This is a genomic window from Rhizomicrobium sp., from assembly GCF_056722145.1.
On record NZ_JBWZET010000302.1, the window covers coordinates 24,016 to 35,740 of the forward strand.

Sequence of the window (11,725 nt, forward strand, 5' to 3'; positions counted from 1 at the left end):
TGATGTGGGGGATTGTGCCCGCTGCCGGTCACGGCTCGCGCATCCAGCCGCTGGCGTTTTCGAAAGAGCTGCTGCCGGTCGGCAGTCGCGTGGTCGATGGCGGCGAGCGCCCGCGCGCGGTCAGTGAATATCTGCTCGACCGGCTGACGCGGGCCGGCGTCGACCGCATCTGTTTCGTGATCTCGCCGGGAAAGTCCGACATCATGGCATATTACGGCGATGCCTATCGCGGCGTCGCGATCGCTTATGTGGTGCAGCCGGAGGCGAGCGGGTTGTGCGATGCGATCTTCCGCGCGCGTCCCTTTGTCGGTGATGAGCCGGTGGTGGTCGGCCTGCCCGACACGATCTGGTTTCCCGAAGACGGTCTCGCCATGCTGCCCGCCGACGAACTGTCGTTTCTTCTGTTTCCGGTCGCCGAGCCACGCTTTTTCGACGCCGTGGTGCTGAACGCCGACGACAGCGTGGCCGCGATCGATGTGAAAAGTCCTGAGCCGCGCAGCGATTGGGTGTGGGGCGCGTTCAAGATGCCGGGCGAGGTGTTTCACGCGCTGGGCGAGTTGTGGCGGGTCCGTCGTCCGCCGCCGGAGTATTTCGGCACGCTGGTCAATGCGTGGCTGGCGCAAGGCGGGCGGGCCGTCGGCGTGCGCGCCGGCCGGACCTATGTCGATGTCGGCACCGTCGACGGCTATCGTCAGGCGATGAGGCTTCTGGCGCGGGAGGCGGCATGACGGCGGAGGACATTCGCGCCCGCATCGCCGCGTTGGGGCCGTGGTTCCACAACATGGACCTCGGCGGGGTGTGGACCGCGCCGGAGCATTTCCTCGGCGATTATCCCGGCGTGAAATGGCGCCGGTTCGCGGCGGCGTTGCCGCAAAATCTTTCCGGCGCCAGCGTACTCGACATCGGCTGCAACGGCGGATTCTATGCGATTGAAATGAAACGGCGTGGCGCCGCGCGCGTGCTCGGCATCGACAGCGACGAGGATTATCTCGCCCAGGCGCGTTTTGCCGCCGAGGTCACCGGCGAGGCAATCGAGTTCCGCAACCTGTCCGTCTACGACATTGCGGCGCTCGGCGAAAAATTCGACATCGTGCTGTTCATGGGAGTGCTGTATCACCTGCGTCATCCGCTATTGGCGCTCGATCGCATCCACGCCCATGTCGCGCGCGACCTGCTGGTGTTCCAGTCGATGCAGCGCGGCAGCGCCGACGTGTTCAGCCCGGCCGAGGATTATCCGTTCGCTGAAACCGCGCCGTTCGACCGCCCGGACTATCCCAGGCTGCACTTCATCGAGCATCGCTATGCCGGTGATCCGACCAACTGGTGGGTGCCGAACCGCGCCTGCACCGAAGCGATGTTGCGCAGCGCCGGTTTCGCGATCACCGCGCACCCGGAATCAGAGGTCTATCTCTGCCGCCGCATGGATACGGGAAGCGAACCGTTATGATCGAAGCGGCGATGATCTGGAATGAGCCCAACAACAAATCCCATTGGGATGCGGAACTCGATCCCGGCTGGGTGAAGTTCGCCGAGATGGCGAAGCTGGCGGGAAAGGCGATCGCGGCGGAATGTCCATCGCTGCCGCGCGCGTTGGGCGGCATTTCGCCGATCGATCCGCATTTCATCCGCAACATGGCGGGGCAGGGTGTGCTCGATCATGTCGATGTCGTTGCGGTGCACGGCTTTCCGCTCGACTGGAATTTGTGGAAGATCGACGAATGGCCGGCAAAAATCGACGAAATCCGCGCCGTCACCGATCTGCCGGTGTGGGTGGCGGAAGTCGGCGTTTCGAGTTTCGGCGCCGAAGAAGTGCAGGCCTGGGGTCTCAAGCGCACGGCCGAATTGCTGCGTGGACGGGCGCCGCGCATTCACTGGTACAGCTTGTTCGATCTGCCGCAAGCGTGGGGCGCCACGACGCGCCATCGCGAGGCGGAAGGCTCGTCCTATTACCGCCATTTCTACATGGGCCTGATCCGCGAAGACGGTACGCCCAAACCGGCGCTCGATGTCTATGGCGAACACGCCGGCGCGATCGGCCTCTGCCAATGGTTTCATTTTGACGACCCCCGCCTCGATGCCGCGGTCAAATGGATGCGCCGGCTCGGCGTGCGTCATCTGCGTACCGGCATTTCCTGGGCCGACAGCTTCCGCCCCGGCGCGCTCGATTGGTTCGATCGCCAGATGGCGGCGCTGGCGGAATTCGATGTAACACTGACATTCTGCTTCACGCCGGAGCATCGCGGACTCGCGCCGCATCATACCAGCGCCCCCAAGGAACCGCAGGAATATGCCGACTTCTGTGCTTCTATCCTGCGCCGCTATGGCGACCACATCGCCTGATATTCTGGCGGCGATCGCGCGTGGCGCGCCGTTCGATGGCGACGCGGTGGCGGTGGTTGTGGCGCATCCGGATGACGAAAGCATCGGCTGTGGCGGCCTGCTGCAGCGCATGGCGGGTGCAACGCTGGTGGTCGCCACCGACGGCGCCGCACCCGCCGATGCGGCGGCGTACGGATTTGCCGCGCCGGCCGATTACGCGGCGGCCAGGGCGCGTGAGTTGCGCGCGGCGTTGCGGGATGTCCGTCTTGGGACGCTGATCGAGCTCGGGCTCGCCGACCAAAGCGCGGCGCATCGTTTGGTCGATCTTTCATTGCGCCTCGACGAAATCCTCCGCCTCCGGAAGATCGCCGCGGTCATCACCCATGCCTATGAAGGCGGTCATCCCGACCACGACGCGATCGCCTTCGCGACGCATTGGGCAGGGCGGCGTGCGGGGGCGGATATTCTGGAAATGCCGTTTTACCGCCAGGGCCAGAATGGCCCCAGGTTCCAATCCTTTTCCAGCGATGATGGCGTTGTGACCGTGCGCGTGGCGAAGGCCGAAATGATCGCGGCGCATGCATCCCAGCGGGACGTGTTGGCGCAATTCTCTTTCGAAACGGAACGCTTTCGGCGCGCGCCCGTGTACGATTTCCGTCGTCTGCCTGGCGCACTTTACTACGGCGGCCGCCCATGGGGCCTCACGCCGGAGGAATGGCAGCGCAATGCCGCTGCGGCGCTTGACGCCTTGCCGCCATGATTGTCCTCAGCGTCGCCTATCCGCTGGCGCCGGTCGGGCCCGATGCGGTCGGTGGCGCCGAGCAGGTGTTGTCGGCGCTCGACGCTGCACTGGTTGCGCGCGGACATCGTTCCATCGTTCTCGCTTGTGCGGGGTCGAAGGTTGCCGGTGATCTGATCGCGACTCCGGCGTTTGCGCCTCCGTTAACGGAGGCGGTCAAGCGTGCCGCGGTGGAGGCGCAAATCGCAGCGTTGCACCGCCACCAGGATGACGCCGACATTGTCCACATTCATTCCCTCGACGCCGCGCCGCTCTTGCGGCACGTTACGCGGCCGGCGTTGGTCACGCTGCATTTGCCGCTGTCTTTCTATCCAGCGTTGCCGAAAAACACTTGGTACCAATGCGTTTCGCAGACGCAGCACGATGGTGCGCGAGGCCTGCCGCTGCTCGCGCCGATACCGAACGGCGTCGATCTGGCGCGTTTCGGCGGCTTCGCCAAGCGGCGGTTCGTGCTGTTCCTTGGGCGCATCTGTCCGCAGAAGGGCGTGCATCTCGCGATTGCAGCCGCGAAAAGGTTTCCGCTGGTGATCGCCGGCACGGTGTTCGGTTATCCCGACCACCAAGCCTATTTCGATCGCATGATCCGCCCGCTGCTCGGCAAATCGGTGCGCTTCGTCGGTCCGGTCGGAGGGCGTGCCAAACGCCGGCTGCTGTCGGCGGCGCACGCCTTGCTGCTGCCGACGTTGGTCGATGAAACCAGTTCGCTGGTAGCGCGCGAGGCCGCCGCGTCCGGCACGGCAGTGGTCGCGTTCCGCCGTGGCGCCTTGGCCGAAACCGTGGTGCAGGGAAAGACCGGCTATCTCGTCGACACTGTCGATGCCATGACTGAAGCCGTCAACGCCTCGGCCATCTCGCCGGAAGAGTGCCGTCGCCATGCGGCGGAGCGATTTTCGCTGGATCGGATGATCGAAGGCTATTTTGCGGCTTGGCGCGCGGTTCAGTCCTCGTCATCCTCGTCGCCGTCATCGTCCCCCGCGTCCTCGCCATCGTCGTCGTCATCGTCGTCGTCGTCGGGGTCGCGGTGATCGCCGGTGTTTGCGCCGACGCGCAGCTCGGCCCAGTATGGGATCGTGTCGTGATCGCGTTTTGCCATCATGGCCTCCTTATGACCGGGCTGCCGCCTCGTTCGTGTACAGAACCGCCGGCTCGGCTGACGGTTGCAGGGCCACGGCGCGCCACTTGCGCATGCGGCCGCGGAAGTAGGTGGCCGTCAGCGGCAGACCGGCGGCGAGCAGCGTCGTCGGCTGCCAGCCGAGAAGGTCGCGCGCCAAGGCGATGGATGGGCGCCGGCGTCGTGGATCGTCCTCAGGCAGCGGACGGAACGCGATCTCCGATTTCGATCGCAGCATGTCCTTGATGCGCTGCGCCAGGCTCAGGGTCGAGACCTCTTCCGGGTTGCCGAGATTGATCGGACCGGTGACGCCTTCCGGCGACTCCATCAGCCGGATCAATCCATCAATGAGATCGTCGACGAAGCAGAACGAACGCGTTTGCGAACCGTCGCCATAGACCGTGATCGGGCGGTCCTTCAGGGCCTGCACCACGAAGTTCGAAATGACGCGCCCGTCATCCTCGCGCATGCGCGGGCCATAAGTGTTGAAGATGCGCGCGACCTTTATCGGGTGAGCGGAGCGGCGATGTTCGTCGAACAGCAGGGTTTCGGCGCAGCGCTTGCCTTCGTCATAGCAGGCGCGCGGGCCGGTGCAGCTGACGTGGCCCCAGTCGGTTTCGACCTGCGTCTCCATCAGCGGATCGCCATAGACTTCACTGGTGGAAGCCTGCAGCAGGCGGGCGCCGCGCCGCCGGGCGAGATGCAGCAGGTTGTCGACGCCGACGACATTGACCATCAGCGTGTAGTGCGGATCGGCCTGGTAGTGCTGCGGCGAGGCGGGGCAAGCGAGATTGTAGATCTCGTCCCACGGCTCGCTGGCAGGAAGCGGCGCCATGATCGATTGCTCGATCAGTTGGAACCGCGGATGATCGGCGAGATGGGCTACGTTGGCACGGCTGCCGGTGCGGAAATTGTCGAGGCAGGTCACGGCATGACCACGCGCCAGCAGCGCATCGCACAAATGCGATCCCAGAAACCCGGCCCCGCCGGCCACCAGAACATGCTTCATCCGTCTAACTCCGTGTCGCCCCGTTCCTAAACGTTCAAGACACGGCTCCGGTACCCGCGGTTGCTTTCACTGTTTGCTTGCAGCAATTGCTCGAGTTCCGCCGCGCGATGATCGGCGGTGTGGCGGCTCAACACCATGCGCCGCGCGCTGCCGGCGATGCGGGATCGCTGTGTCGGATTTTGCAGCAAGGCGATGATATCGCCGGCGTCGCGCGCGATCAGGATTTCCTCGCCCGGCTTGAAGAAGCTGTCGAGTCCCGGCCAGTCGTCGCTGATGATCGGCGTGCCGCAAGCCGCGGCCTCGAACAGCCGCACGGAGGGCGACCAGCCGAGACGGCGCATCGCCGCGCGCGTCAGGTTGAGGCAAAAGCGTTGCGCCGAATAGAATGCGGCGTGTTGGTCAGGCGGCAGATGCGCGATGTGCTCGACATTGGCGGGCCACGCAACGGCGGGATATTGCGCCCCGGCCACGACGAATGTAGCGGTCTCCATTGCTCGCGCCGGCTCCATAAGCAGTGTTTCCAAGCCACTTTGGCGATCGGGCGAGTAGGTTCCGAGATAGCCGAGCGTCCAGCGGGTTTCCGTGGCGACCGGTTTGTGCACATCGGGATCGACGGCGCAATAGAGCGGTGCCGGTCGGCGGTTTCCCATTTCCCGCAGCCGTCCCAGGGTCGGTCCGCCGCCGAACGACAGATAAAGCGGATAACGCGCCACAAGCTCCGCGTTAATGTAGGCGCAGTCGCCGCGCTCCAGCGCCGCCAGTGTTTCGGGCGTGTCGATATCGTAGAAGGCCACCCGGCTTCCGGCCGTTGCCAGCGCGAAATCGCCGACGGCGATGCCATCGGGCACGTAGGAACCGACGATCACCGCATCGGCTTCGCGCAACACCGGTGCATAGCGCTTGAGATCGTCGAGGCTGTTGTAGAAGGCGAGCCGGCAATAGGCGGGATGGACGAGATCGCGATGCTCGGCGTACCACGGCGCATTGCGTTCGAGAAACACAAGATCGTGGCCACGCCGCGCCAGCGCCTTCAACAACGCGCGATAGGTGGTGGCGTGGCCGTTGCCCCACGACGATGACAGCGACAGGCCGATGAAAACGAAGCGCGCCATCAGATCGCCGCCCTCCAGCCTTCCGCAAGAACGGCATCGAAATCCGCGGCGCGCCGGGCATAGGTGTGTTCGGCGAGAATGCGCCGTCGGGCCGCGGTACCGATGGCGCGGGCGCGGTCGTCCGTCAGTCCGCTGAGGATATCGGCGACGGCGTCGCCGCTGTCTGCAAGCAGCACTTCCGTACCGGGCTCGAGAAACGCGTCGATGCCGTCCCACGCATCGGTGATGATGCAGGCGCCGGCGCCCGCGGCCTCGAAAATGCGGGTCGGCGGCGAGGCGCCATAGCGGGCCATGCTGTCGCGATTGATATTGAGCACGGCCCGCGCGCTGCAATTGATGGCATTGTGATCGCGCGTGTAGACATGGCCGAGTTTCTTGACGTTGGCGGGCGCGCTCTTCTCGGCCCAGCCATTGCCGCCGATCAGGAATCGCTTGTCGGGCAGCGTTGCGGCGGGCTTGAAGAAGAATTCGTCGACCCGCGTCTCGCGGTCGGGCAGGCGATTGCCGATGAAGGAAAGGTCGGCGGCGAAATGTGGCTCCGGTGTCACCGGATGATGGGTGTCGGGATCAAGCGCGTTGTAGATCGGCACGCACAGCCCGGCACCGAAACCGCGATAGGCGTTCACCACCGCTTCGCCGCCGCCATAGGTCAGCACCGCATCGTAGCGCGGTACCAAGGCGCGGAACGGATCGGTGGGATTGGCGGTCATGCGATCAAGCGTGGCGGGCGCATCGACGTCCCAGAACAGAATACTCTGGCCGGGGCGGCGCAGCGCCAGAACGCCGGCTTCGAGGTCTTCGTCGAGAACGCCGACGCCGCTGAACTTGACGATGACATCGGCTTCGCGCGCCTCGTTGAGCGCATGATGCATGCCGTCGAGGGTCGGCGGAAACACCACCACCCGCGTCCATTCGGGATCGGCGATGTCGCGATGGCCCTGACGGTCGAAGGCATCGGGTTCGAAGAACGTATTGACATGCCCGCGCGCGGCCAGCGCCTTCAACAGGCCGCGATAGTAGGTGGCGGCGCCGTTCCAATAGGCCGAAACCACGCTCGAACCGAAGAAGGCTAGGCGCATTGGCGGCTCCGCTGCTCGGCGCCGCAGATTTGCAGAAGCTGCTCGGCGCGGTGATCGGTGGTGTGGCGGTTGCGGATGGCGCGGAGGCCGCGCGCGATCATGTCGTCGCGCAGCGCCCGATCGTTGAGCACGGTGCGAAGGGCGGTGCGCATCTGCTCGCCATCGCGTGCCATCAGCCAGCAGCCGTCGGGAAACAGCCGCTCGCTGTCGTGCCAAGGCGCCGAGAGCAGCGGGATGCCGCACGCCAGCGCCTCGAACACGCGGATCGTGGGAATGCCGGGGAGGGCGCGTGCGTAAGGCCCGCGCGGCACATGCATGGTGGCGCGATGGCCGGCGAATACATCGGGCACGCGGTGATTGGCGAGCCAGCCGCGATAGGAAATGCTGCACCGCTTCAAGGCCGCCAGCGCCGTCGCCGGATAGCGCACGCCGTAAACCGACGTCGTCAGGTCGCGCGCCGGCTCGACCAGGAATTCGGCGAGTTCGGCACTGCGTTCCTCGTCGCCCCAATTGCCGATCCACACCAGGTCGCGCTTGGCGCCGGAAAATGCGCGCGGAAAGAAAGTTCTGATGTCGGCCGCCTCGTGGAAGGTGAACACGCGTCGGGCCCAGCCGCGACGGCGATAGACCTCGGCCACCGCTTCGCCGAACGCCAGCACGCCATCGTAACGCTCGATCTCGGACCACAACGCCGCATCCGGATCGGTGACGGTGCGATGATGGGTGTCGTGGAACAGCAGCGTGAACGTGCGCGGCAGCTTGCCGATCCTGGCGATCCAGTCGGCGTCGTTCCATTCGTGCATGATGACGACGTCGGCATCGCCGATCAGCTCGGCTGGATCGTCTGTCGCGGTATAAGTGCGGCGTTTAATGTCGGGAAATGTGGCTGCGAAGCCGCCGAGGGCCTCGGCGCCATGATCGGACAGGAGATTGGTTTCGCTCCAGTTTCCGCGGGGTTCGAAGAAGGTGACGGTATGGCCCTTGGCCTGCAGCGACCGCGCTAAACCGCGAAGGAAATGGGCGTTGCCGTTGTTCCAGCACGACGCGATCGCATGCACGAACCAGACGAATTTCATGCCGCCACCTTCAGTGCCGAGGTGCGGTAGAGGTCGAGATAGGCCGCGCCCATCGCTGCGGCGGAATAGGACAGTGCCCGTTCCCGCGCCCGAACGCCGTCGGAGGCGGCCAGTTGCGGCATATCCGTCAGCATACGGATGGCGCGGCGCAGCCCCGGTGCGTCGTCGGGATCGACGAAGGTGGCGACCCCATCCCACAACTCGCGATAGGTCGGAATGTCGGCAAGCACCAGCGCGCAGCCCGACAGTGCCGCCTCCAGGGCGGAAAGTCCGAACGGCTCGTAGCGTGATGGTGACGCGAAAATGGCCGCTTCCGCCATCCAGCGTTGGGTTTCGGCGGCGCTGAGTTGGCCGAGCGCCGCCAGACCGCTGGTATCGAACGCGGCGCCGTCGGGACCGATGCGTTCGCCGGCGACGATGATTGGGGTGTCGATGTCATCGGCGATGCGCGCCAGCAGCGCGATGTTCTTGGCTTCGTCCCACAGGCGGCCGGCCGCGAACACGATGCGGCGCTTGACGCCGGGTTTGAAGCCGCTGCGGCCGTTGTGGATCACGCTGGCGTGGGCAGCGTTGCCGTGTGCGGCTTGGAAATCGGCGAGAAACGCGGCGGTCGGTGCCACCAGCATATTCGCGCGCGCTACTGCTTCGCGCAGCCAGCCATTGTAGCGCGACCATTCCGGCGGCAGCGGCGTGCCGCGGCAGGCCTGCCACCACGTTGCAACGCAGGAATGCGCCACCATCACCACCGGCACGTTGAAGTCGAGCTGCGCGTGCCAGAAATTGTTGAGGTGAATGATGTCCGGCTTCAGAGCGGCGGCGAGGGCAAGAAATTGTTCGCCGGACCGCGCCAGATCGGCGTCGCAATCCTGCATCCATTCGGTGCGCCACGACGTCGGGATGAATTCGACGTTGGCAAGGCGCGCGGCCTCGTCAATCTGGCCGGCATCGGGCAAGCGCCCCAGGCTCATCAGCGTCACGTCGACATCGGCGCGGCCGAGAACGGCGCACAGCTCCATCGTGTAGGTCCACACGCCGCCGAGCGTGTCGGTCGTCATCAGCACGCGCATGGGGCATGCTCCAAGGCGGCAAGCGGCAGCGGGCGCTGGTCCTGGATATCGCTGAAGGCGCCGTAATGGTCGAGGTAATACGAAACGGCGCGCTCCCACGCGGCATCGTCGGGCCGGCCCCACAAGCGGCGATAATCGGGCGACCCGGGATAGGGAAACAGCGGCACCGGATCGTTGGCCCAAACGCCGGCATCAAGCAGGGCACTGCGCCACTGTTCCACCATCGCGTCGTCATCCAGCGGGGTTTCGATCAGATTGGCTTGCACGAACGGAATATGCCGGCGTGCCAGGATCAGCCGGTCGCGCAATTCGTCGGTGGAGAGCTTGCAACGCTTGTCGAGCGCCTCACGGCCTTCGCGCGTCAGGCTTTCGACGCCGCATTCGGCCGACACGCATCCCGCGGCGCCCAGCAGCGCGATCATTTCCGGCTTCCACAGATCGATGCGCGTTTGCATGCCGAAGCGGATGTCGATCTCCTGCAACCCCTGCAGCAACGCCGCATTGGGCAGGAAGATTTCGTCGATGAAATAGATGTATTCCACGCCTTGCCGCGCCAGCCGCTCGACTTCGGCGAGCACCGCGGCCGGATCGCGGCGGCGATAGGCATCGCGATAGTTTTCCTTGGCGCAAAAACTGCAGTTGTAAGGACAGCCGCGCGAAGCTTCCACTTCGGCGCCGGGGCCGGAAGGCGGCGCGTCGAAGCGATGGTGATGATGGTGGTGATGCGCGATGACCTCATCGTCCCACACGAGGGCCGGGGCGTCGATGAATCGTGCCGCCCGCGGTCCGCCGTGAACGATGCCGTCGCGCGTCACGGTGCCCGCAATGTCGGTCTCGCCGGCCGCGATGGCGACCAGCGTTTCCTCGCATTCGCCCATCACACCGATATCGACGGCGAGTTTCTGCATCACCGCGCGCGGCGTGGTGGAAACGTGCGGACCGACCACCACCTTCCGTCCGCCGATGCCGTCAAGGGCGGCGAGCGTTTCCTGCGGCACGCGCAATTCCGGCGGCGCACATCGCCAGAACAGGTAGGACGGCGCCGTCGTCACCACGGTCATGTCGGCGCCCTTCACCGCGGAGGCGACATCGCCGAGGCCAAGCCCGAATAGCTGCGCGTCGATGATGTCCACGGCATGTCCCGCTGCGGTCAGCAGCGCCTTGGCATAACCGAACTCGAGCGGCAAATGCGGTTCGCGACAGCCGAAATAGATGCTGTGCGCGAACGACCACGGCGGATTGACCAGCGCGATCTTCATGCCGAGCGCCTCGCGCGCTCGCTTTGCGCGATGCCTTCGTCTTCGAGCCATGCTTTCAGGCGCAGCAATCCGTGCTCCACCGAAACGGTCGGCGTCCATCCGCTCGCCGCTTCCAGGGCGCGTGTGTCGGAGACGTACCAAGCCTGGTCGCCGGGCCGCCAATTGTCGAACGTGTGCGGCACGCCCACGCCGGTCATGGCTTCGATCTGGCCGATCAGATCGATCAGGCTGATGGCATTGCCTGGTCCGCCGCCGAGGTTGAAGGCGCGTCCGGCGAAATCGTCCGGCCGGTCGAGCGCCATCAGCCAGGCACGCACCGCATCGTCGACATAGAGCACATCGCGCATCTGGCAGCCGTCGCCATAGATGGTCAGCGGTTTGCCGGTCAACGCCGAAATCAGGAAATGCGCCACCCAGCCTTGATCCTCGTGACCGTATTGATGCGGCCCATAAAGGCAACTCATGCGAAACACCGTCGATTTCAGCCCATAAACACGGGCGTAATCGAGCACGTACTGATCCGCGGCACCTTTCGAACAGCCGTAAGGACTGCAGAACGACAGCGGCGTGCGTTCGTCGACTCCGAAATGCAACTTGCGGTCCGCCGGCATATGGCGGGCACCATCCAGCACCAATTCGTGAAAATCGAGCAGCTTGCCATAGACCTTGTTGGTCGACGCGAACACCACGCTCGCGTCGGGCGCGTGACGGCGCACCGCTTCCAGCACGTTGAGGGTGCCGCGGGCGTTGATGTCGAAATCCTCCAGCGGATCGACGAGGCTGGTGGTGACCGCGACCTGCGCCGCCAGATGCAGCACCGCGCGCGCACCCTCGACGGCCGCAGCAACAGCCTCGACGTCACGTACATCGGCGATCTTGACACGCACCAGGTCG

The 11,725-nt window shown here is 65.2% G+C and carries 12 protein-coding genes; 5 read left to right on the forward strand and 7 right to left on the reverse strand.

The features are described from left to right. Window positions 1–2: 2 nt before the first annotated feature. Genes AC1P6P_RS16050 through AC1P6P_RS16070 form a run of 5 tightly spaced genes read left to right on the forward strand, consistent with a single transcriptional unit; the run spans window position 3 to window position 4,143 of the window. The gene (locus AC1P6P_RS16050) at window positions 3–728 is read left to right on the forward strand and encodes a nucleotidyltransferase family protein (protein WP_481403454.1); all 726 of its coding nucleotides are present in this window, start codon (window positions 3–5) and stop codon (window positions 726–728) included. Further along, complete coding sequence (locus tag AC1P6P_RS16055; RefSeq protein WP_481403455.1) at window positions 725–1,447, forward strand: TIGR04290 family methyltransferase; 723 nt, start codon at window positions 725–727, stop codon at window positions 1,445–1,447. Before AC1P6P_RS16050 ends, AC1P6P_RS16055 begins: the two co-directional genes overlap by 4 nt. Further along, complete coding sequence (locus AC1P6P_RS16060) at window positions 1,444–2,340, forward strand: glycoside hydrolase 5 family protein (RefSeq protein ID WP_481403456.1); 897 nt, start codon at window positions 1,444–1,446, stop codon at window positions 2,338–2,340. The genes AC1P6P_RS16055 and AC1P6P_RS16060 overlap by 4 nt, the downstream gene beginning before the upstream one ends. Continuing rightward, window positions 2,321–3,079 (forward strand): PIG-L deacetylase family protein, encoded by a 759-nt coding sequence (locus tag AC1P6P_RS16065; RefSeq protein ID WP_481403457.1) that lies wholly within the window; start codon window positions 2,321–2,323, stop codon window positions 3,077–3,079. Before AC1P6P_RS16060 ends, AC1P6P_RS16065 begins: the two co-directional genes overlap by 20 nt. After that, window positions 3,076–4,143, forward strand: a complete 1,068-nt coding sequence (locus AC1P6P_RS16070) for a glycosyltransferase (RefSeq protein ID WP_481403458.1) — start codon at window positions 3,076–3,078, stop codon at window positions 4,141–4,143. The genes AC1P6P_RS16065 and AC1P6P_RS16070 overlap by 4 nt, the downstream gene beginning before the upstream one ends. A 78-nt stretch (window positions 4,144–4,221) precedes the next feature. Here AC1P6P_RS16070 and AC1P6P_RS16075 read toward each other — a convergent pair whose 3' ends face one another. The 7 genes from AC1P6P_RS16075 to AC1P6P_RS16105 all read right to left on the reverse strand — a co-directional run. Further along, window positions 4,222–5,238, reverse strand: coding sequence for a UDP-glucuronic acid decarboxylase family protein (locus AC1P6P_RS16075; RefSeq protein ID WP_481403459.1), 1,017 nt, complete (start codon window positions 5,236–5,238; stop codon window positions 4,222–4,224). A gap of 26 nt (window positions 5,239–5,264) precedes the next feature. After that, window positions 5,265–6,350 carry a CgeB family protein gene (locus tag AC1P6P_RS16080; protein ID WP_481403460.1) on the reverse strand — a complete coding sequence of 362 codons (1,086 nt, stop codon included), beginning with the start codon at window positions 6,348–6,350 and terminating at the stop codon, window positions 5,265–5,267. Beyond that, window positions 6,350–7,429, reverse strand: coding sequence for a CgeB family protein (locus AC1P6P_RS16085; RefSeq protein ID WP_481403461.1), 1,080 nt, complete (start codon window positions 7,427–7,429; stop codon window positions 6,350–6,352). The genes AC1P6P_RS16080 and AC1P6P_RS16085 overlap by 1 nt, the downstream gene beginning before the upstream one ends. Further along, entirely contained in the window at window positions 7,420–8,505 is a 1,086-nt protein-coding gene (locus AC1P6P_RS16090) for a CgeB family protein (protein ID WP_481403462.1), read from the reverse strand. Before AC1P6P_RS16090 ends, AC1P6P_RS16085 begins: the two co-directional genes overlap by 10 nt. Next, entirely contained in the window at window positions 8,502–9,572 is a 1,071-nt protein-coding gene (locus tag AC1P6P_RS16095) for a glycosyltransferase family 4 protein (RefSeq protein ID WP_481403463.1), read from the reverse strand. Before AC1P6P_RS16095 ends, AC1P6P_RS16090 begins: the two co-directional genes overlap by 4 nt. After that, on the reverse strand, window positions 9,560–10,831 hold the full coding sequence (locus AC1P6P_RS16100; RefSeq protein WP_481403464.1) for a TIGR04295 family B12-binding domain-containing radical SAM protein: 1,272 nt from the start codon (window positions 10,829–10,831) through the stop codon (window positions 9,560–9,562). Before AC1P6P_RS16100 ends, AC1P6P_RS16095 begins: the two co-directional genes overlap by 13 nt. Beyond that, the coding region (locus tag AC1P6P_RS16105) for an NAD-dependent epimerase/dehydratase family protein (RefSeq protein WP_481403465.1) at window positions 10,828–11,725 on the reverse strand (898 nt) is incomplete at its 5' end. The genes AC1P6P_RS16105 and AC1P6P_RS16100, both read right to left, overlap by 4 nt.

What these genes read in the sequence shown, in the direction of transcription:
- AC1P6P_RS16050 (WP_481403454.1), top strand. Translation starts at nt 3, where the DNA reads ATGTGGGGGATTGTGCCCGCTGCCGGTCACGGCTCGCGCATCCAGCCG.
- AC1P6P_RS16055 (WP_481403455.1), top strand. Translation starts at nt 725, where the DNA reads ATGACGGCGGAGGACATTCGCGCCCGCATCGCCGCGTTGGGGCCGTGG.
- AC1P6P_RS16060 (WP_481403456.1), top strand. Translation starts at nt 1,444, where the DNA reads ATGATCGAAGCGGCGATGATCTGGAATGAGCCCAACAACAAATCCCAT.
- AC1P6P_RS16065 (WP_481403457.1), top strand. Translation starts at nt 2,321, where the DNA reads ATGGCGACCACATCGCCTGATATTCTGGCGGCGATCGCGCGTGGCGCG.
- AC1P6P_RS16070 (WP_481403458.1), top strand. Translation starts at nt 3,076, where the DNA reads ATGATTGTCCTCAGCGTCGCCTATCCGCTGGCGCCGGTCGGGCCCGAT.
- AC1P6P_RS16075 (WP_481403459.1), bottom strand. Translation starts at nt 5,238, where the DNA reads ATGAAGCATGTTCTGGTGGCCGGCGGGGCCGGGTTTCTGGGATCGCAT.
- AC1P6P_RS16080 (WP_481403460.1), bottom strand. Translation starts at nt 6,350, where the DNA reads ATGGCGCGCTTCGTTTTCATCGGCCTGTCGCTGTCATCGTCGTGGGGC.
- AC1P6P_RS16085 (WP_481403461.1), bottom strand. Translation starts at nt 7,429, where the DNA reads ATGCGCCTAGCCTTCTTCGGTTCGAGCGTGGTTTCGGCCTATTGGAAC.
- AC1P6P_RS16090 (WP_481403462.1), bottom strand. Translation starts at nt 8,505, where the DNA reads ATGAAATTCGTCTGGTTCGTGCATGCGATCGCGTCGTGCTGGAACAAC.
- AC1P6P_RS16095 (WP_481403463.1), bottom strand. Translation starts at nt 9,572, where the DNA reads ATGCGCGTGCTGATGACGACCGACACGCTCGGCGGCGTGTGGACCTAC.
- AC1P6P_RS16100 (WP_481403464.1), bottom strand. Translation starts at nt 10,831, where the DNA reads ATGAAGATCGCGCTGGTCAATCCGCCGTGGTCGTTCGCGCACAGCATC.